Annotated in this window: 12 protein-coding genes; 9 read left to right on the top strand and 3 right to left on the bottom strand. The window is 64.0% G+C overall.

Going from position 1 to position 20,303, the window contains the following annotated elements:
- The first annotated feature begins 130 nt into the window (after window positions 1–130).
- Window positions 131–2,371: an Orn/Lys/Arg family decarboxylase gene (locus KHO27_RS13620; RefSeq protein ID WP_110703525.1), complete on the top strand. Its 2,241-nt coding sequence runs from the start codon at window positions 131–133 to the stop codon at window positions 2,369–2,371.
- Here the strand turns inward: KHO27_RS13620 and KHO27_RS13615 are convergent.
- Entirely contained in the window at window positions 2,355–2,573 is a 219-nt protein-coding gene (locus tag KHO27_RS13615) for a hypothetical protein (RefSeq protein WP_028690532.1), read from the bottom strand. The two genes, KHO27_RS13620 and KHO27_RS13615, sit on opposite strands and share 17 nt — an antisense overlap.
- Window positions 2,574–2,731: 158 nt before the next feature.
- Between KHO27_RS13615 and KHO27_RS13610 the strand changes: the two genes are divergently transcribed.
- Entirely contained in the window at window positions 2,732–3,292 is a 561-nt protein-coding gene (locus KHO27_RS13610) for an NADPH-dependent FMN reductase (RefSeq protein ID WP_110703527.1), read from the top strand.
- A 90-nt stretch (window positions 3,293–3,382) separates the two neighbouring features.
- Here the strand turns inward: KHO27_RS13610 and phnX are convergent, their stop codons facing one another.
- Window positions 3,383–4,210 (bottom strand): phosphonoacetaldehyde hydrolase, encoded by an 828-nt coding sequence (gene phnX, locus KHO27_RS13605; RefSeq protein ID WP_110703529.1) that lies wholly within the window; start codon window positions 4,208–4,210, stop codon window positions 3,383–3,385.
- A 33-nt stretch (window positions 4,211–4,243) separates the two neighbouring features.
- A complete protein-coding gene (locus KHO27_RS13600) occupies window positions 4,244–5,350 on the bottom strand; it encodes a 2-aminoethylphosphonate--pyruvate transaminase (RefSeq protein WP_110703531.1) in 1,107 nt (368 codons plus the stop codon).
- Window positions 5,351–5,463: 113 nt separating this feature from the next.
- Between KHO27_RS13600 and KHO27_RS13595 the strand changes: the two genes are divergently transcribed.
- From KHO27_RS13595 to KHO27_RS13565, 7 genes are all read left to right on the top strand, one after another.
- On the top strand, window positions 5,464–6,327 hold the full coding sequence (locus KHO27_RS13595; RefSeq protein WP_110703533.1) for a LysR substrate-binding domain-containing protein: 864 nt from the start codon (window positions 5,464–5,466) through the stop codon (window positions 6,325–6,327).
- Between the two features lie 57 nt (window positions 6,328–6,384).
- Entirely contained in the window at window positions 6,385–7,428 is a 1,044-nt protein-coding gene (locus KHO27_RS13590; protein WP_110703535.1) for an AraC family transcriptional regulator, read from the top strand.
- A gap of 49 nt (window positions 7,429–7,477) precedes the next feature.
- On the top strand, window positions 7,478–11,989 hold the full coding sequence (locus tag KHO27_RS13585; RefSeq protein ID WP_214500363.1) for an NEL-type E3 ubiquitin ligase domain-containing protein: 4,512 nt from the start codon (window positions 7,478–7,480) through the stop codon (window positions 11,987–11,989).
- 91 nt (window positions 11,990–12,080) lie between these two features.
- Window positions 12,081–16,544 carry an NEL-type E3 ubiquitin ligase domain-containing protein gene (locus KHO27_RS13580; protein WP_214500362.1) on the top strand — a complete coding sequence of 1,488 codons (4,464 nt, stop codon included), beginning with the start codon at window positions 12,081–12,083 and terminating at the stop codon, window positions 16,542–16,544.
- A gap of 118 nt (window positions 16,545–16,662) precedes the next feature.
- Complete coding sequence (locus tag KHO27_RS13575) at window positions 16,663–18,309, top strand: AMP-binding protein (protein WP_110703541.1); 1,647 nt, start codon at window positions 16,663–16,665, stop codon at window positions 18,307–18,309.
- A 12-nt stretch (window positions 18,310–18,321) separates the two neighbouring features.
- On the top strand, window positions 18,322–19,089 hold the full coding sequence (locus KHO27_RS13570; RefSeq protein WP_110703543.1) for an SDR family NAD(P)-dependent oxidoreductase: 768 nt from the start codon (window positions 18,322–18,324) through the stop codon (window positions 19,087–19,089).
- Window positions 19,090–19,101: 12 nt separating this feature from the next.
- Window positions 19,102–20,295, top strand: coding sequence for an acetyl-CoA C-acyltransferase (locus KHO27_RS13565; protein WP_110703545.1), 1,194 nt, complete (start codon window positions 19,102–19,104; stop codon window positions 20,293–20,295).
- The last annotated feature ends 8 nt before the right edge of the window (window positions 20,296–20,303 follow it).

Below are 20,303 nucleotides of genomic sequence, written 5' to 3'. Positions count from 1 at the left end.
ACCGGCCCATCGCTGGCAAGCCAGCTCCCACAGGGACCGCATCCAGCGCTGCACCTTGTGAGCCGGCCTGGCGATGACAGCATCACACTCGACTACCCTGAGGGAAATTACCCGCAGAGGTAGCCGCCCGATGTACAAGGACCTGCAGTTCCCGATCCTCATCGTCCACCGGGCCATCAAGGCCGACAGCGTCGCCGGCGAGCGGGTGCGCGGCATTGCCGATGAACTGGCGCGTGACGGCTTCGCCATCCTTGCCGCCGCCGACCAGGCCGAAGCGCGGCTGGTGGCTGCCACTCATCATGGCCTGGCCTGCATGCTGATCGCCGCCGAGGGCGTCGGCGACAACAGCCACCTGCTGCAGAACATGGCCGAGCTGATTCGCCTGGCGCGGCTGCGGGCGCCCAACCTGCCGATCTTCGCCCTGGGCGAGCAGGTCACTCTGGAGAATGCCCCGGCCGAGGCCATGGGCGAGCTGAACCAGTTGCGCGGCATCCTCTACCTGTTCGAAGACACCGTGCCGTTTCTCGCCCGCCAGGTGGCGCGGGCCGCGCACAACTACCTCGACGGCCTGCTGCCGCCGTTCTTCAAGGCCCTGGTGCAGCACACCGCGCAATCCAACTACTCCTGGCACACACCGGGCCACGGCGGTGGCGTGGCCTACCGCAAGAGCCCGGTGGGGCAGGCCTTCCATCAGTTCTTCGGTGAAAACACCCTGCGCTCGGACCTGTCGGTCTCGGTGCCGGAACTGGGCTCGCTGCTCGACCACACTGGCCCACTGGCCGCCGCCGAGGCGCGGGCGGCACGCAACTTCGGCGCCGACCATACCTTCTTCGTCATCAATGGCACCTCCACCGCCAACAAGATCGTCTGGCACGCCATGGTCGGGCGCGGTGACCTGGTGCTGGTGGACCGCAACTGCCACAAGTCGGTGGTGCATGCGATCATCATGACTGGCGCCATTCCTATCTACCTGTGCCCGGAACGCAACGAACTGGGCATCATCGGGCCGATCCCGCTCAGTGAGTTCAGCCCGGCGTCTATCCAGGCGAAGATCCAGGCCCATCCGTTGACCCAGGGAAAGCCTGCAAAGATCAAGCTGGCCGTGGTCACCAACTCCACCTACGACGGCCTGTGCTACCACGCCGGGATGATCAAGCAGGCACTGGGCGCCAGCGTCGAGGTGCTGCACTTCGACGAGGCCTGGTTCGCCTACGCTGCCTTCCATGAATTCTTCGCCGGCCGTTACGCCATGGGCACGCCGCGTGCCGACGATGGGCCGCTGCTATTCAGCACCCATTCCACCCACAAGCTGCTGGCGGCCTTCAGCCAGGCCTCGATGATCCATGTGCAGGACGGTGCCAGCCGCCAGTTGGACCGTGACCGTTTCAACGAAGCGTTCATGATGCATATCTCCACCTCGCCGCAATACAGCATTCTCGCTTCGCTGGACGTGGCCTCGGCGATGATGGAAGGCCCGGCGGGGCGTTCGCTGCTGCAGGAGATGTTCGACGAGGCCCTGAGCTTTCGCCGGGCGCTGGCCAACCTGCGCGAGCACCTCGCCGCCGATGACTGGTGGTTCAGCATCTGGCAGCCGCCGACGGCGCAGGCCGGCGAGCTGCAGGCGGCGGACTGGCTGCTGCAACCGGGGGCGGAGTGGCATGGCTTTGGCGGGTTGGGCGACGACTATGTCTTGCTCGACCCGCTCAAGGTCACCCTGGTGATGCCGGGCGCCGCTGGCGCAGCGGAGGGCCATGGAATTCCCGCGGCAGTGGTGGGCAAGTTTCTCTGGGAGCGCGGGCTGGTGGTGGAAAAGACCGGCCTGTACAGCTTCCTGGTGCTGTTCTCGATGGGGATCACCAAGGGCAAGTGGAGCACGCTGCTCACCGAGCTGCTGGAATTCAAGCGCCACTACGACGCCAATACCGCCCTGGCCGACTGCCTGCCCAGCGTGATGGTGGAGCAGCCGTCACGCTACCAGGGGCTGGGGCTGCGCGACCTGTGCCAGCAACTGCACGGTTTCTACCGTGGCAATGCCACATCCAGGCAGCTCAAGCAGCTGTTCACCCGTTTGCCCGAGGTGGCGATGACTCCGGCCGAGGCCTATGACCGGATGGTGCGCGGGGAGGTGGAGGCGGTGCCTATCGAGCATCTGCTGGGCCGGGTCGCGGCGGTGATGCTGGTGCCCTATCCACCAGGGATCCCGTTGATCATGCCGGGCGAGCGCTTCACCGAGGCGACCCGCTCGATCCTGGTCTACCTGGACTGCGCCCGGGCCTTCGACCAAGGCTTCCCGGGCTTCGTCGCCGACGTGCACGGCCTGCAACGGGCAGGACAGTTGTACACGGTGGACTGCGTCAAGGAATGCGAATGATCTCGACGCCGGTCTGGGCCAGCTCGAAGCGGTCGTCGCCCAGGTGGTTGACGCGGTCGCCGATAGCCAGGCGATAGCTGGTGACCGGCGCGCCGAGGGTGCTGCCGTCGGCCTGCAGGGTGGATTCCTGGAACTCGTGGACGGGGTAGATACGGCCTTCGGCGTCGCGGGCGTGGAACTGGCCGACCATTACTGCTGCCATTTAGGTGGAAACCTCTAAATCGTGTAAGAAATGTCTGTAGGCATAGACCAGTGAATCGCCCGGGAAGTTTTCAGCCGAATGGAAAAAAAACCGGGAGCCGAGGAATGGTCATCTATAACTAACAGGTCCCATTCCCAGAGCAGAGGTTGCAAAACGCCATGAGCCAGGTCTATTCGGTAGCGGTCGTCGTCGGCAGCTTGCGCAAGGACTCCTACAACCGCAAGGTGGCCCGCGCGCTGTCTGAGCTGGCACCGTCCAGCCTTGCCCTGCGAATCGTCGAGATCGGCGACCTGCCGTTGTACAACGAGGATGTCGAGGCCGAGGGCGCTCCCGAGGCGTGGAAGCATTTTCGCGATGAGATCCGCCGCAGCGACGCGGTGTTGTTCGTCACCCCGGAGTACAACCGTTCGGTGCCGGGGGGGTTGAAAAATGCCATTGATGTAGGATCGCGTCCCTATGGGCAGAGCGTGTGGGCTGGCAAGCCGGCGGCGGTGGCCAGCGTGTCGCCGGGGGCGATCGGCGGGTTTGGTGCCAATCATGCCGTGCGCCAGTCGCTGGTGTTCCTCGACATGCCGTGCATGCAGATGCCCGAGGCTTACCTCGGTGGGGCGGCAACGTTGTTCGATGACAGTGGCAAGTTGAGCGACAAGACCCGGCCGTTCCTGCAGGGGTTCATCGACAAGTTTGCCTCGTGGGTGAAGCTTAACCGGGCGGTCTGATCCCCAGACGGCATCGCGGGGCGAGCCCGCTCCACGCCAGCCTGGGCCAAGCGGCGTGTGAGCGGGCTTGCCCCGCGATGATTCTCTACTTCATGCGCTCTGCGGCATCTCCCCCTTGGCCAACCGCCGGTTGATATCGGCGATCACCTCGGGCAGCTCGTTGATGGTGTCGATCAGGTAGTGCGGGCGCGACCCTGCAAACATCGCGTGAATACGCTTGCGCTCGCTCTCCAGCTTTTCCGCACTCAAGGCCTGGTAACCTTCCCAGGTCAGCCCCAGGGCATTGCCCGAGCACACCAGCGCCACGGTCCACATCCCGGCGCGGCGGCCTTCGAGAATCCCCGGTACGGTGTCGTCGACCTTCACGCAGGCGGCCACATCGTCGATGCCCAGGGCAATCACGTTGGCCAGCGCCTGGGCGGGCCACGGGCGACCGTTCGGTGTCTCGTCGGTGGCCACCACGTGGTCGGCCACATAGCCGTTCTGCGCTGCCAGCTCGACCACCTTGTCCATCACCACCTTCGGGTAGCCCGAGCATGAGCCGATCTTCAAGCCGTCCTTGCGCAGGCCGGTAAGGGTGTCCAGCGCGCCGGGGATCAGCGCCGAGTGCAAGGCGATCTTCTCGATCTGCAGCGGCATGAAGCGTTCGTAGATGGCGGTGACGTCATCATCGCTCGGCGTGCGGCCGAACACCTTGCGATAGCGCTCGGCGATCTCGGGCACGTCGCACAGGGTACGGATATGGTCCCATTTGCCCATGCCCATCGGCCCACGGGCCTCTTCGATGGACACCTGAACGTCGAACTCGGCGAAAGCCTCGACGAAGATCTGCGTGGGGGCGAAGGAGCCGAAGTCGACCACGGTGCCGGCCCAGTCGAGGATGGCGGCTTGCAGCTGGGTAGGGTTGCTGTAGTTCATGTGCGCAGTTTCCTTGAATTGGGTAGGCAGAGGTCAGATGTCCAGTACTTCCATTTCCCGCAGCACCTCGGCCACGGCGTTCACGGCGGCCTGCATGCCCTCGGCGCCGACCACGCCGATGCAACCGACACGGAAGGTCTCGACCTGGGTCAGTTTGCCGGGGTAGAGGATGAAGCCCTTGGCCTTGACCCGCTCGTAGAAGTCCTTGAACTGGTAGCGCGCATCGTTCGGCGCGTGGAAGGTGACGATGATTGGTGCCTGGATTTCGGCGGGCAGGAAACTCTGCAGGCCGATTTTTGCCATGCCGTCGAGCAGGGTCTGGCAGTTGTCGGCGTAGCGCTGGTGGCGGGCGGGCAGGCCACCCTCTTCGTTATATTGCTGCAGCGCCTCGTGCAGGGCGGCAACCACATGTGTCGGCGGGGTGAAGCGCCACTGGCCGGTCTTGGCCATGTAGGCGTGCTGGTCGTGCAGGTCCATGGCCAGCGAATGGGCGTTGCCTTCGGCGGCGGCCAGGGCGGCTTTTTCGGCGAAGACGAAGCCCATGCCCGGCACGCCTTCCAGGCACTTGCCGGAGGCGGCGATCAGCGCTTCGAAGGGGATCTGTCGGGCATCGATCGGCAACGCGCCGAACGAGCTCATGGCGTCGATGATCAGGCGTTTGCCGTGGCGCTGGACCACCTGGGCGATCTCGGCCAGCGGGTTGAGGATGCCGGTACTGGTTTCGCAGTGGATCAGCGCCACGTGGGTCACGGCGGGGTCGGCGGCGAGCAGGCGGTCGACGTCGGCGGCGGTGGTCGGCTGGTCCTCGGCGGTCTCGAAGGTGCTGTAGGCGCGGCCCAGTACCTTGCAGATCTTTGCCAGGCGCTGGCCATAGGCGCCGTTGATCAGCACCAGCACCTTGCCGTCGCGCGGCACCAGGGTGCCGATGGCCGCTTCCACGGCGAAGGTGCCGCTGCCTTGCAGCGGTACGCAGTGGTGGCTGGCGGCGCCGTCGATGATCGCCAGCAACTGCTCGCACACGCTGGCGGTCAGCTGGTTGAAGTCGCGGTCCCAGGAGCCCCAGTCCACAAGCATGGCCTGGCGGGTGCGCAGCGATGTGGTCAAAGGACCGGGGGTCAGCAGGATGGGGGCGTTGCTCATTCCGTGGTTCCTCACTTGCGGTGGGCTGGAAACTAGTGGGGTTAGGTTGCAATTCGCCGAGTCATCAATCAAATTGTTTGTAGATATGCCAGCCATAAGTCAGGCCGATAGATATGAACCTGTTCCAGCTCCGTGCCTTCGATGCCGTCGCCCGCGAGGGCAGCTTCACCCGTGCCGCCGAGCGCCTGTTCATCAGCCAGCCGGCGGTGACCGGGCACGTGAAGGCGCTGGAGGAGCACTACCAGATCACTCTGCTGCGGCGCACCGCCCGGCGGGTCGAGCTGACCGAGGAGGGCACGCGCCTGGCGGCCATCACTCGGGCCATGTTCGGTCTGGCCGAGGAGGCCCAGGCCATGCTCGAGGCCAACCGACAGTTGCTCACCGGACGGCTGGAGATCGCCGCCGATGGTCCGCACCGGGTCATGCCGATGCTGGCGCAACTGCGCGAGCGTTACCCGGGGATCACCGTCAACCTGCGGCTGGGCAATGCCCAGGAAACCTTGGCCGCATTACTGACCGAACATGCCGATGTGGCGGTGCTGACCGAAATCGAGCCACGCAAGGGGCTGCACCTGCAAAGCCTGTGCGAATCCCGCCTGTGTGCCTTGCTGCCGGTAGGGCATGCCTGGGCCACGGCCACCGACGACTTGCCGCTGGCCGAGCTGGACAAGCAGATCATGGTGCTGCGCGAACCCAGCTCGACCACCCGGCGCACCTTTGACAAGGCCTGCGCCGAGGCCGCGGTGCAGCCGCGGGTACTGCTGGAGCTGGGCAGCCGCGAGGCGGTGACCGAGGCCGTGGCGGCAGAGCTGGGTATCGGTGTGGTGTCGTCCACCGAGGTGGCGCATGACCCGCGGGTGGTGGCGCGGCCGTTGAGTGGCGCCGGGCTGGTCAACCAGCATATGGTCGGTTGCCTGGAGCGGCGCCGCGAGCTGCGCCTGATCCAGGCGTTTCTGGGCCTGGCGGCCGGCCTCTGATGGCTGTTTTCAACGGTGCGGCCTAAGATGGCCGGCAATGTGACGACAGGACGGTCGATGAGCGAGAAAGACACCATCTCCATGCAACTGGTGCGCGAGGCGCTGTTGCAGACGTGCCCGGCGGGTCCCGATACGGCATTGCTGGCGCGTGCCGGTATCGATGCCGGCCAGCTTGACCTGCCCGAGGCGCGTGTCGGCGCCGAGGCCTATGCCCGACTCTGGCGCCTGCTGGCGCGTCGCTGCAACGATGAGTTCTTCTCCATGGATTCGCGCGGCCTGCGCAGTGGTAGCCTGGCGTTCCTGTGCCGGGCGAGCATGGCACAGCCGACCCTGGCCGCTGGTATAGAGACCGCGCTGGCGTTCCTTGGCCTGATGCTCGAGGACCTGCAGCCAAGCCTGGTGCGCCAGCAGGGCCTGGCCGAAATCGTCATCAACGAGCCGCGTGACGTGCCACGCCGTGCGTTCACCTATTTCACCTTCTGGATGATCGTGCACGGTGTGGCCTGCTGGCTCGCCGGGCGCCGCATCCCGATCCTGGCCATCGAGTTGCGTTGTGCCGAGCCGCCATTCTGCGACGACTATCGGGTGATGTTCTCGGAAAACCTGCAGTTCGACCGGCCGCGCACGCGCATGATCCTCGCCGCCGATTGCCTGGACCTGCCATTGCGCCGCCACCCGGAGGAGTTGCAGCGGTTCCTCGCCGAAGCACCGGGCAACATCCTGGTCAAGTACCGCGACCCGGCAAGCCTGGCCCGGCGCCTGCGCGGCGACCTGCGTGGGCGGGACCCGGCCAGCTGGCCGGATGCCGAGGGCTTGGCCAGCGGCCTGTGCATGTCGGTATCGACCTTGCGCCGTCGCCTTGCCGAGGAGGGGCAGACCTACCAGGGGCTCAAGGATAGTGTTCGCCGCGAACTGGCCATCGCCTGGCTGGCCGACCCGGCCGTCGGGCTGGGCGATATCGCCGAGCGCCTCGGCTTCGCTGATAGCAGTTCGTTCTACAAGGCGTTTCGCAAGTGGTTTGGTTGCAACCCTGGCCAATACCGCTCGGTGGCGTTGGGGCAGGAAGGTTCCGGGGCCGTGGTTCCCGCTGCCCAACCCTGAGCGCTGTGATCAAAGTCTGGGCCTCCCTAACTTCTGATGGATGTCCAGCATGACCTCACCGATAGCCGCTTCGAAGGAAGGGGCCCATGCCACCAAACTGGCACATGCCACTGACGACTTCATCGCCGAGCACTTGCCCGGCTGGCTCAAGGAGGCTGGGACAAGTGGGATCGATCGGCTGCGTGGCAGTGCCCGGACGCATGGCGAAACCCAGGTGCAGCTCTCCGAGGTGTTGGACAAGCTCGAACCACTGGATCTGTTTTTCAAGCGCAAGCTGCAGGCAGAGGTGATCTCGCCACTGAAACTGACTGTGGGGGTGTCGGGGTTGCACTGGCGTGAAGGCCGTGGCAGGTTCGTACCGCCACAAGACCCGCTGGATATGCCAGGGGTCGATGTTCAATACCCTCTGGAAACCGTTGAGCAGCGGCTGATGCGCAATTTTGAGGCCAATGCCCACTTTTTCGAAGGCACAGGGCTGGTTTCGAAAGAGGGGACGCTGGTCTTCGATGATACCGACCGCCTCGTCGAACGCTGCCGCCAGGCCGATATCGGCAGGCAGTACCAGCAGCATCTGAGCGGGGTCTTCACACCGGCAGTGCGCGGTCGACTAGCCCGGGACAAGCGCCATGGGCTGGCGCTGGCCCTCGATATCGCAGTGCTGAAACAGCAAGTGCGGCCCGTGGATGAAGCACTGTGGCGCTTGATGCTGGACGACAGGCCGCTGATGCACCTCGAGGGAACGACGGTCCGGGTCTGTCGGCTTACGGTGATGGGGTTTGCAGTAACCGACGGCCTTGTGCTCGAGGTATCGGGTTCATGGCTGCCTGGGGGGTTGCCAGGGCAAGTCGAACCGATACAGGCGTTGTTGCTTTACCTTCCTGCAACGTCTTTACCGATCCAGCGCTTCGACTCTTGGGCAAGCTTGGGCATCGCGTTGGGGCGAGCACTGCGCAACGAGCATTACCGCCAACGTTTCATCCATCGGCTGGCTGTCGCCGACCGTGCCATCTTTCTATCGACGCTGAGCCAGCGCCTGGCCGATGCCCACACCGACCTGGAACCGGCCGGCAGCACGATGACCACCGATGTGTTCGAGCAGATGGCGCTTGACCTGGAGTCGCGTATCAAGGGCGATGCCCGGCAACTGCTGGTGCCCACTGCCGATGCCGATCACGCCGCCAGCAGCGCCCGCTTCAAGGCTTTGCAAGGCGTGGGCCTTTCTGTACTCAATTTGGCGGGGATGTTCGTGCCCGTGGTCGGTGCCTTGCTGACGACCCAGATGGTGGCGCAGATCGTTGGCGAGGTGTTCGACGGTGTGGGCGACTGGGCCCGGGGGCATGATCATGAAGCCCTCGTGCACCTGCTTGGGGTTGCTGAAACGGTCGCGGTCGCGGCGGCCCTGGGGGTTGCGCTGCACTCGGTGCCGCGTGCGTTCGAGCGCAGCGCGCTGGTCGATACGATGGTGCCAGTGCACAGCGACGGGCAGGCAATGCTGGGTACGGCTCAATTGGGCGATTATCGGGACCCGCAGGGGCCGCCTGCGAGCGCAACACGTCAGGCCAATGGCTTGCTGTGGAGTGATGGCCGGTTCTGGTGGACGGACCGACATGTCAACTTTGAAGTGCGTAGATCGGATGGGCAATGGTACTTGCGCCACCCGACGCGGGAATCAGGCGCGCATCCCCGCTTGCTGTACAACGGTGAGCGGGGCTGGCGTCTTGCCAGCCAGCGACCGCTGGAATGGCAAGGCGCCCAGTATCTGCTGGGATACCTGTGGCCAGAGGCGGTGTCCATGGCGCCGGCCAGGGTCGCGCAGGTGCTCAAGGTCGCGGGAGTGGATGAGCCCCAATTAAGACGTTTGCTGGTTGAAAATCGGGCGTTACCGGTGCAATTGCGTGACACTCTCGAGCGGTTCTCTGTCGGTGCCCGTATCGAGGCCTTTATTGTACGGGCAGGTGCTGGTAGCGCCATCGACGAAGATGAGGCATTGCTTCAAGCGTGCCGTGAGCTGCTCGCTATCGGGTCTTTGGATGCGCATGCGCAACTGGACGCCATCGTCGAGCACGCCGCGCAGTTAAGGGAGGCGTTGCTGGACCGCCTTTCGCTAGCGTACCTGACTGAAGATTCGCTGCAATCCTTGATCCAGCGGGATTTTCCCGGCCTGCCGGACGCCTATGCCTTGCACTTGCTGGCACAGGCCAATGACGAACAGCGCGTGGTGATGACCCAGTCGGCGCGCATTCCGCTGGCGCTTGCTGAGCAGGCTCGGCTGTTGTTGCAGACTGCCCGGCTCACGCGTATTCGCGAAGCCCTGTATCTGCCGGGCAGCTATCGTGACGAGAGCGTCGAGTTGGTATTTGCATTACTGCGCCGTCATGCTGGTTGGCCGGTTTCGTCGAATCTGTTGCTGCGCCGTTCGGCACATGGCGGGCCAGTTCTGTCTCGACTTTACCCTGGCGACGAGGCCATCGTGCTGGTGCGCAAGACGGGCGGTTTTGAACTCTACACGGAGGATGGGCGGGCTCTGGGCCGCCAGCCGCAGGCGCCAGCGGACCTGTGCGAAACGCTCGTGGCATGCCTGCCGACACAATGGGGTTTTGCCCAGCGCTGGCAAGGTCCAGAGGCAGCGCAGAGGATACGTGAAGACTTGCAGGCTTGGTTGCCGAGCGACCGTGAAGCGTTGGTCAGGCTCATGGGGATCCGTGAGATCAAGCCGTTCTTCAACCCGATGGTGCGGGTGGACGACGGGCTTCTCGGCTATCCGTTGAGCGGTCGGGGCGTGGCCCGAGGGCATTCCGAGCGATGGTTGCGTGATGAAATTCGTGCCTTGTACCCAAGCTTCGATGATGCGTCGGTCCAGACATACCTGGAGCAGATTCTCGACCTGCCTGGCTCACCGTTTACCCGTTTGCTCGAACAACGCCGGGCCTATCATGCCCTGGTCGATGCGATGGACAGTTGGGTTGCCCAGGAAACGGACGCTCACCTCGCACAGGTTCGACGCCTGATCGCCAGCCAGTTGCGACGTTGCTGGCGCAGGGAAGGCGAGCGATTGCTGGACATCAATGGTGACCCTGCCGGGATGCGATTGTCGTTGGTTGGCCTGCATGTAGGGGCGCTGCCGTTGTTGCCTGTCGGTGTGGAGTTCGTCCATGTGACTGACCTGATTCTCGTTGGTTTGCAGCTAAGCGAGATGCCGGTGGGGTTCCTGCGGGCGTTTTCCAGCGTCCGCTGGTTGAACCTGGGTAACAATCGTCTTGGCCAGATTCCGTCGGAGCTCACCCACATGCCTCGACTCAGGACCGTGCGTCTGCCCCGCAACCGTATTCGGCTGGATAGTGGCGGTGAGCAAGTGCTTGGGGGACTTGCCCGTCTGCACACGCTTGACCTGAGCGGCAACCGGCTACGCCAGGTGAATCTTGCCTTTGCGTCTTTTGTGCATCTGCGCGAAGTCGGTCTGCGCGATACCGGCTTGCTTGAGTGGCCGGCCGGGCTGCAGCACTGTCCATTGCTGCAGCATGCGGACCTGCGCGACAACCAAATCACCAGCTTGCCGGAATTTGTCTTCGCCTCGCCTTGGGCCTATCGGCAATGCCTGGCACTGGCAGGCAATCCGCTGGCCGCGAGGGACTTCCGGCGACTGGCTGAGCCGCGTGAGCCCGTGGCTGTCTTCGCGGCGTCACTGCAAGGTGCGCAGCCTTGGCATCAGGGATTGGAAGCTGGTGCATTGACGCGGCAGAGGGTGCAATGGGCTAGCCTGCAGGCCGAAACCGGTAGCAATGATCTGTTCGCCTTGCTCGATGAGCTCACCGGCACCCGCGAATACCAGCGGGTACCGCAGGACCTGCGCAGGCGTGTCGGGGTATTGCTGGATGCGCTTTGGCAAGACAGCGGTTTGCGTGAGGATGTCTTCACACTGGCCAGTGATCCGCGTTCGTGTGTCGACAGTGTGATTTCGTGCTTCAGCGCACTTGAAGTGCGGGTACTGGTGTTTCGCACATTGCGGGGTTTGGCTCCAGGCGAGGGAGAGGGCGTGCGTTTAGGTTTGGCGGGTCGGTTGTATCGTCTGGACCGTGTCGAACACCAGGCGCGCCTGCACATGCAGAGACTCGCGCATGGCTTGGCGGAGGGTGAGGGGGGCGTCGACGAGGTCGAGGTTAGTCTCGCCTACCGTATTGGTCTGGCACAGGTGCTGAATCTGCCTGGACAGCCGCAGACCATGCAGTTCTTCAACCGTGCCCAGATAAGCCAGGCCGACCTCGACAATGCCAGGGGCGCGATACTCGTGGAGGAAAGAGGTGCTGGACTGGCGCTATTTACAAGCCAGCGCGATTTTTGGCTCGACTACCTCAGGCAAGCGCATGAGGGGCTGTTCGAACAGGCAGAGCAGCCGTTTTGGGCTCAGGAGGAGCAACTCTACGACAGGCGCCAGACGTTGAGCGATAGGGCTTATCTGGAGCACAGCACCCAGCTTTCTGGTGAACGCCAGCAGACGGTTGCGGCGTTGGCTCTGCGTTTGACGCAACAGGCGTTGGCGGCTCACCCGGGCCACTTTGGCTGAACCAACCCTTTGACTGCCTGGTACTTTTCCCCCTGCCGTGGCCAGGGATGCGACGTCATCGTGATGCCTCATTACTTCGGAGACTTCACGGATGAGCCAGAACCACCCGCCTGCCGAGGCCATGCAGGCAAAGATCGGCAATGCGACCGATGACTTTATCGCAAGCCGTCTGCCGACTTGGCTGGCCAGGGCATCACGCGGGCAGATCAGGACGTTACGGGCAAGTTTCGCCAGGCACAGGAGCAGCCAGGAAAAGTTGCGCAAAGCGACGCTGGACCTGATTCCCCCCCAGGCGTTTGCAAAGAAGAGATTCGAAACCCTGTTGCCCGACGGCCTCAGTGTGGACCAGTTGCTGTGGCGTGAAGTGGTACTGCGCAACATCACACGGTTTGCGAACTTGCAGACACCGCAGATGGAGGTGGGCGAGCGTGTGCAACCGGCCTTGCTGAGGTTGATGCAGAACTTTCACGAGGGCGCGAACTATTGGGCCGGTACTGGCCTGGTCAACGCCAAGAACAATGTGCTGGTTTACCAGCAAACGGACAAGCTGGTGCGCGACGTGCGTGAACTGGATGTCGGCAATCAGTATCAGGCGTTGCTGGCAAGCGTGCTCGTAGCCGCGCGTGCAGAGCTCGTCCAGGACAAGCGCGACGGCCTTGCGCTGGCCACCGAGATCGCGGCCTTGAAGGGCCAGGTGACGGCCTATGAGCAGATCGTGCTGCGAGCACTGGCCAAGGGCGAAGAGGCCTATGGCAGCAATCTACGCGCTCAGGTTGGTGTGCTGAAGATACTCGACCAGGTCATCTTCGACGCGTTGGTCGTCTACTTGCACACGGTCGACGGCAAGGAAGCGGGGGTCATCCTGTACTTGCCCAGCGACCCGCAGCGGGCGTTGCGAAGCTTCGCGTCGCGCCAGGCACTGAGCGACGCCCTGGCAGGGCAATTACGTCAGACGGCTTACCGCCAGTACTTCGGCAGCCTGGTCAGCCTTGGTGCGCGCGCGGCATTTCTCTCGAGACTGGAACTGCGCCTGCGGGATGAACGAACGGACCTGCAGCTCGATAGCCATACGCCAGATGGCGACACCTTCGAGGTGGTGGTCCAGCAGCAGATCGAGCGCGTCAAGGCGGATGCGTTGTTGTTGCTGGTACCGACCGCGCAAGCCGACCAGCAGGCGGCCAGAGCCCGGCTCGACACTTGGAAGGCCGTCGGGCTTGGGTTGTTCAATCTGGCGGGGCTGTTCATTCCGGAGGTCGGTGCCATCCTGCTCGGGCAGTTCGTGGTGCAAACCTTGGCGGAGGTCTACGAGGGGGCGATGGACTGGCACCATGGTCATCAGCACGAAGCGTTGAATCATATGCTCGGGGTTGCCGAGAATGTGGCGGTCGGTGCGGCGATCGGCGTGGGCGTTGGCCTGGTGCGCAGTGTGTTTGTCGATGAGCTGGTGCCGGTCAGCACGGAGAATGGACTCCGACTGTGGCATGACGATTTGCAGGCCTATGCCGTGCTGCGGGATGAGGAAGCGTTGCAGGGTGATGGCCTGTATGGCGACGGTGAGCAGCGGCTGATGCGCGATGGCGATCGCTACTACCAGATACACAGAGCCAGGCCAGATGGCCCGTGGCGTCTGCGCCATCCCGCGCGCGAGGGCGCCTATGGCCCGGTTGTCGAGCACAATGGCGAGCGTGGCTGGAGGCTGCGGCAGGCACATCCTTTGCTGTGCCAGGACAACAGCATCATGCTCAACAGCCTTTGGCAGCCGGTGAAGCCATTCGACGCGGCGCAGGCGGAGCAGATACTGCGGTGCTCCGGCCTCGACCAGGAGGCGTTGCGCGGCCTGCTGGTGGAAGGGCGGCGGGTACCTTTCAATCTGCGCGACACCTTGCAGCGTTTCGAGGCACATGCGCGCATCGAGGCATTCTTCGAGCATCTGGGCGGCGATGCATTGTCGCCCGAGGAAGGGGCATTGCTGCAATGGTGCGAGGCACGATTGGGCAAGCTGGGGCAGGGCATGGCATTGCGTTCGGCATTGATGCTCGAGGCACCGGTCCTACGTGGCGAGATGTTGACGTACCTGACCCAGGCGCGAGCCTCCGACGATCCGCTACTGGCTTTGCTCAGACGAGATTTCCCAGGGTTGCCCGAGCTGTACGCGCAAGCAGCCGTGAGCGATGCCAGCGATGCGCAGCGCTCGCTGGCAACCAGCGAGCAGCGGCTGCCGTTGGGGCTGGCTGTCCGGGCACGGACCTTATTGCGTCTGAGCCGGCTCAATCGCGCAGTCGAAGGGCTCTACCTGCCGGAGGCTTATCATGACACCTGCGGTGAGCTGCTGTTGGAGTCCTTGCGTACCCTGCCTACATGGCCGCACAGCGTTAACGTGCAATTGCGTGAAGGCTCCGCCACGGGGCGGATCATCGCGCAGATATTTCCCGATGCGAGCGCATCGAGGGATTTCAGTCTGGTGTTCAAGCGGGGGCGGTTCTCACTCTACGGTTCTCTGGGCGAAATGCTGCCTCTGGTCAACGCTCAGGCCGCTGATATTTTCGATGCGCTCTCGGCGGTGCTGACAGCGGATCACTTGCAGGCAATGGGGATTGCCGACGGCCAAACCCGCGAGCCATTGCGCAAGTATCTGCTCGGGCGATTGCCCTCTTCGCATGAAGACCTCGCCCAACTGCTGGGATTACCGCCCAGCGCGGGCTGGATCAACCCTGGCCACCGTCTGCCGGATGGTCGTGTGGGATATCCACTCAGTGGGCGGCCTGGTGGTGGAAGTCCTCCCCGGCAGCGAATGCTTACCCGGTTGCGCGGTATATACCCGGGGCTTGATGACCAGCAACTCGAGCAGGAACTGGAGCGGCTGCTGCGGCTTGACGGTCCGGTCTTCCAACACCTGGCGAACCTTGAGGACGACGCAGAGCAGTTGGAGATGTACCTGAACCGGTGGGTCAGCGCCGAGCTCAACCCCGCCCGGCAAAGCGTGCGCGAGCGCTTCTCGATGAGCCTGCGGCGCGCCTGGCGCTTGCAAGGCGAGCCCATTGCGGCCGTGGGTGCGGTGCCTGCTGGACAGCGCTTGAACCTCATCAACCTGCAGGTAAGCACGGTCCCGCCGCTACCGCCGCAGGTGGACTTTTCCCGCGTGACCGCGATGACCTTGGCTGACGGAAGCCTGACGCATGTTAACACGGAGTTCCTGCGCTGCTTTACCGCCTTGCGAGAGTTGAACATCAGCAGTAACCAGCTCCTGCAAGTGCCGCAGGGGCTCGCCTCCCTGGTCGGGTTACGCCGCTTGCGCCTGGCGCACAACAACATTCGTCTGGACCGCACCACCCTTGATGCACTCAATGGGTTGCCCCAATTGACGCATCTGGACCTGAGCTACAACCCGTTGGGAGCCTACCACTTCCGCTACGATCAGTTGTCGCACCTGGTTGACCTGAACCTGCGTCGCACTCGCCTGGTCGAGTGGCCATCGCAGATGGAGCTTTGCCAAAGGCTCGAGCGTGTGGATCTGCGAGACAACGATCTGGTTACGGTACCTGCACCGATACTGGCAATGCCCAACGTCCGGCGCCGAGCCTTTCTGGTGACGGGCAATAACCTGAGAATGCGCGATCTTCAGGGGTTGTACGCCTTGGACCTGATTCAGGAACACCACCATCTACCACAACCGTTGAGGGTGATCGATCCGATACTGACGCGCCAGGCCTGGATCGCCTCTGAAATTGAGGCAGACAGCAGCGCCAAGGCAATGCAATGGGACACGCTCCAGGGTTTACCGGGTAGCGATGGTCTGTTCATGCTACTCGGCCATCTGCGCCATACGGCCGATTACACCAATGCCCGAGAGGTGCTGAACCGGCGCGTCTGGCGGTTGCTTGGCGCACTGGCGCAGAGCGGCGGGCTGCGGAAGACGGTGTATGCCTTGGCGGCGCTGCCGCTGAGTTGCGAGAACAGCATTGCCGATCGGTTCAGCGAGCTGCTGATTCAGCAAGTCGTGAATAGAGCGGAGCATAATTCCTTGCATGAGCGTGGCGATGAACTGCTGGCATTGGGGCGTGGCCTGTTCCGCCTGGAGCAGGTCGAGCTGTTTGCCCGCCAGGACATCCTGGCGCGAATCACCGAGGGTGAGGATGTCGATCAGATCGCAACCGGGCTATGCTACCGTGTGCAATTGCGCGAGAGGCTGGGTTTGCCTGAACAACCCCACTCGATGTTGTTCGCCGAGGCCGCGGCGGTCGATGCCGCCCAGCTTGAAGCGGCGTTCAGGGCGGTACAGGTTGCCGAGGCGGCCGGTGGCCTTGCCGAGAGCCTCAGTCAGCGCCAGTTCTGGCAGCATTATCTGCGCGAGCGTCATCAACAGGTGTTCGACGCCCTCGAGCAGGTGTATGCCGACCGTCGTGCGCTGTTACTTGGCCGCCAGGTGCAGTTGCCGCCGGCGCAGTACAGCCAGTTAGTGGAAAGCCTGGAAATTGACAGGGCCTCGGACGAGCATGCGCAGATGCTGCAACTGACCCGTGAGTTTGTCATGGGGCGCGAGCGTGGGCGGGGCTGAGCCAGGCCAAACCGGTCATCCAGATTGACAGCTTTGGCCATTGCCGCGTGAAGTACGTGGCGCGAACATCGTCGGACCGATGGTTCAACTCCAAAAACAAGAAACCAGGAGTCCGACAATGCGCGATTATGCCGAGGCTGCTCGCTCGTTCGACCATGCCCGGGCCGCCGATGCGGCGCTGCATGGCAACTTCGAGGCCCTCAACGCCTGTGTCGAATGCTGCGACCGGCACACCGGCGGCGACCAGCCCGCCCTGATCTGGGAAGACCGTGACGGTAACAGTGGGCGTTACAGTTTCGACCAGTTGCAGGGTATGGCGAGCCGCCTGGCCAATGTGCTCAAAGACCAAGGGGTCCAGGCCGGCGACCGGGTCGCCGGGCTGATGCCGCGCACGCCCGAGTTGCTGGTAACCATCCTCGCCACCTGGCGCCTAGGTGCGGTCTACCAGCCGCTGTTCACTGCATTTGGCCCCAAGGCCATCGAGCACCGCCTCGAGCAGTCCCATGCCAAGGTAGTGATCACCGATTGCAACAACCGGCCCAAGCTCGATGACGTGGCGGATTGCCCGTTCATCATCACGGTCGGGGCAGGCAATGGCGAGCTGGATTTCCACCAGGCGCTGGAGGCTGCGAGCAGCGTCTGCGAGCCCGTGATGCGCCGCGGCGACGATCCGTTCCTGCTGATGTTCACCTCCGGCACCACGGGCCCGGCGAAGCCGCTGGAAGTGCCACTGCGGGCCATCGTCGCCTTTCAGGGCTACATGCGCGATGCCATTGGCTTGCGTCCCGAGGACAACTTCTGGAACCTGGCCGACCCGGGCTGGGCCTACGGCTTGTACTACGCGGTCACCGGACCGCTGTCACTGGGCCATGCCACCACTTTCTACGATGGACCGTTCAGCGTGGAGAGTTGCGCACGGGTCATCGACAAGCTCGGCATCACCAACCTGGCCGGTTCACCCACGGCCTACCGCTTGCTGATCGCTGCAGGCAGCACCTTCTCGGCGCCGATCAAGGGCCGCCTGCGGGTGGTCAGCAGCGCTGGCGAGCCACTGAACCCCGAAGTGATCCGCTGGTTCGCCGGCGAACTGGGGGTGACCATCCACGACCACTACGGCCAGACCGAGCTGGGCATGGTGTTGTGCAACCATCATGAACTCGAGCACCCGGTGCACATGGGGTCGGCCGGCTTCGCCATCCCTGGCCACCGCATCGTGGTGCTCGATGAGCAGGGCAACGAACTGCCCGCCGGCCAGCCCGGCATCCTCGCGGTGGACCGCGAGCAGTCGCCGCTGTGCTGGTTTGCCGGCTACCACGGGCTGCCGACCAAGGCGTTCGTCGGCAAGTACTACCTCAGTGGCGACACGGTCGAACTGAACCCGGACGGCAGCATCAGCTTCGTCGGCCGCAGCGACGATGTGATCACCACTTCCGGCTACCGGGTCGGGCCGTTCGACGTGGAGAGCGCGCTGATCGAACACCCGGCGGTGGTCGAGGCGGCGGTGATCGGCAAGCCCGACCCGGAGCGCACCGAGCTGATCAAGGCCTTCGTGGTGCTCGGCCAGGGCTATCAAGGGAGTGCCGAGCTGGAGGAAACCCTGCGCCAACACGTGCGCCAGCGCTTGTACGCCCACGCCTACCCGCGTGAAATCGAATTCGTCGGCGAGCTGCCCAAGACCCCAAGCGGCAAGCTGCAACGCTTCATCCTGCGCAATCAGGAAATCGCCCGACAACAAGCCGCGCAGCCGATCGCTGCGGGCGTCTGAAGGAAAATCACCATGCAAATCCAGAACAGACACTTCATCGTCAGCGGCGCGGCCTCGGGCCTGGGCGCCGCCACCGCGCAGATGCTCATCGAGGCCGGCGCCGAGGTCATGCTGGTCGACCTGAATGCTGCGGCAGTTGAGGCCAAGGCCGCCGAGCTGGGCACAAATGCCCGATTCGCGGTGGCCGACATCAGTGACGAACAGGCGGCCAAGGCGGCCGTCGCTGCCGCCGTCAGCGCCTTCGGCAGCCTGCATGGTCTGGTCAACTGCGCCGGCATCGTCGGTGCCGAGAAGGTCCTGGGCAAGAACGGCCCGCACGCCCTGGGTAGCTTCGCCAAGGTTATCAACGTCAATCTGATCGGCAGCTTCAATCTGCTGCGCCTGGCTGCCGCGGCCATGGCAGAGGGGCAGTCGGACGAGGGCGGTGAGCGTGGCGTGATCATCAACACGGCCTCCATCGCCGCCTACGATGGGCAGATCGGCCAGGCGGCCTATGCCGCCTCCAAGGGCGCCATCGCCAGCCTGACCTTACCGGCCGCCCGTGAGCTGGCGCGTTTTGGCATCCGTGTGATGACCATCGCCCCAGGCATTTTCGAAACCCCGATGATGGCCGGCATGACCGAGGAAGTGCGAGCTTCGCTGGCTGCCGGGGTGCCGTTCCCGCCGCGCCTGGGCCGCCCGCAGGAATACGCGGCACTGGCCCGCCATATCATCGAGAACAGCATGCTCAACGGCGAGGTGATCCGCCTCGACGGCGCGCTGCGCATGGCTGCCAAGTAAGGAGCAAAGAACATGACCCTCGCCAATGATCCGATCGTTATCGTCAGCGCCGTGCGCACGCCCATGGGTGGCCTGCAGGGCGACCTCAAGAGTCTGACCGCCGCGCAGCTGGGCAGCGCGGCGATCCGTGCCGCCGTCGAGCGCGCCGGCATCGATGCCGCCAGCGTCCAGGAAGTATTGTTCGGCTGCGTGCTGCCGGCTGGCCAGGGCCAGGCTCCGGCACGCCAGGCGGCACTCGGCGCCGGGCTCGACAAGCACACCACCTGCACCACGCTGAACAAGATGTGCGGCTCGGGCATGCAGGCGGCGATCCTGGCCCATGACCAGTTGCTCGCCGGCAGCGCCGACGTCATCGTCGCCGGTGGCATGGAGAGCATGACCAACGCCCCGTACCTGCTGGACAAGGCCCGCGGCGGCTACCGCATGGGGCACGGCAAGATCATCGACCACATGTTCATGGATGGCTTGGAAGATGCCTACGACAAGGGTCGGCTGATGGGCACTTTCGCCGAGGACTGTGCGCAGAACGGTGCATTCAGCCGCGAGGCCCAGGACAACTTCGCCATCGCTTCGCTGACCCGGGCGCAGGACGCCATCAAGAATGGTCGCTTCGCTGCCGAGATCGTCCCGGTGGAAGTCACCGAGGGTAGGGAAAAGCGCGTCATCAAGGATGATGAACAGCCGCCGAAAGCGCGCCTGGACAAGATCCCGCAGCTCAAGCCGGCGTTCCGTGAAGGCGGTACCGTCACTGCGGCCAACTCCAGTTCCATCTCCGACGGTGCTGCGGCGCTGGTGCTGATGCGTCGCTCCGAAGCCGAGAAGCGTGGCCTGAAACCTCTGGCGGTGATCCATGGTCATGCGGCTTTCGCCGACACCCCGGCGCTGTTTCCGACAGCCCCCATAGGTGCCATCGACAAGCTGCTGGAACGCACCGGTTGGAGCCTTTCCGAGGTCGACCTGTTCGAGATCAACGAGGCCTTCGCCGTGGTCACCCTGGCGGCGATGAAACACCTCGACCTGCCCCACGACAAGGTCAACATCCATGGCGGCGCCTGCGCCCTGGGCCACCCGATCGGCGCCTCGGGCGCGCGTATCCTGGTGACCCTGCTGTCGGCCCTGCGCCAGAACAACCTGCGTCGTGGCGTGGCGGCCATCTGCATAGGCGGTGGCGAAGCGACGGCCATGGCCGTCGAATGCCTGTACTGAGGTGAATC

The organism is Pseudomonas sp. RC3H12, from assembly GCF_018596375.1.
Lineage (GTDB): Bacteria > Pseudomonadota > Gammaproteobacteria > Pseudomonadales > Pseudomonadaceae > Aquipseudomonas.
Note: the sequence above shows the minus strand (reverse complement) of the source record. Positions and strands in the feature narration are given on the sequence as shown.

Bases quoted from the DNA above. Each gene is read 5' to 3' on its own strand.
- KHO27_RS13620 (WP_110703525.1), top strand. From the start codon at position 131: ATGTACAAGGACCTGCAGTTCCCGATCCTCATCGTCCACCGGGCCATC.
- KHO27_RS13615 (WP_028690532.1), bottom strand. From the start codon at position 2,573: ATGGCAGCAGTAATGGTCGGCCAGTTCCACGCCCGCGACGCCGAAGGC.
- KHO27_RS13610 (WP_110703527.1), top strand. From the start codon at position 2,732: ATGAGCCAGGTCTATTCGGTAGCGGTCGTCGTCGGCAGCTTGCGCAAG.
- phnX (WP_110703529.1), bottom strand. From the start codon at position 4,210: ATGAACTACAGCAACCCTACCCAGCTGCAAGCCGCCATCCTCGACTGG.
- KHO27_RS13600 (WP_110703531.1), bottom strand. From the start codon at position 5,350: ATGAGCAACGCCCCCATCCTGCTGACCCCCGGTCCTTTGACCACATCG.
- KHO27_RS13595 (WP_110703533.1), top strand. From the start codon at position 5,464: ATGAACCTGTTCCAGCTCCGTGCCTTCGATGCCGTCGCCCGCGAGGGC.
- KHO27_RS13590 (WP_110703535.1), top strand. From the start codon at position 6,385: ATGAGCGAGAAAGACACCATCTCCATGCAACTGGTGCGCGAGGCGCTG.
- KHO27_RS13585 (WP_214500363.1), top strand. From the start codon at position 7,478: ATGACCTCACCGATAGCCGCTTCGAAGGAAGGGGCCCATGCCACCAAA.
- KHO27_RS13580 (WP_214500362.1), top strand. From the start codon at position 12,081: ATGAGCCAGAACCACCCGCCTGCCGAGGCCATGCAGGCAAAGATCGGC.
- KHO27_RS13575 (WP_110703541.1), top strand. From the start codon at position 16,663: ATGCGCGATTATGCCGAGGCTGCTCGCTCGTTCGACCATGCCCGGGCC.
- KHO27_RS13570 (WP_110703543.1), top strand. From the start codon at position 18,322: ATGCAAATCCAGAACAGACACTTCATCGTCAGCGGCGCGGCCTCGGGC.
- KHO27_RS13565 (WP_110703545.1), top strand. From the start codon at position 19,102: ATGACCCTCGCCAATGATCCGATCGTTATCGTCAGCGCCGTGCGCACG.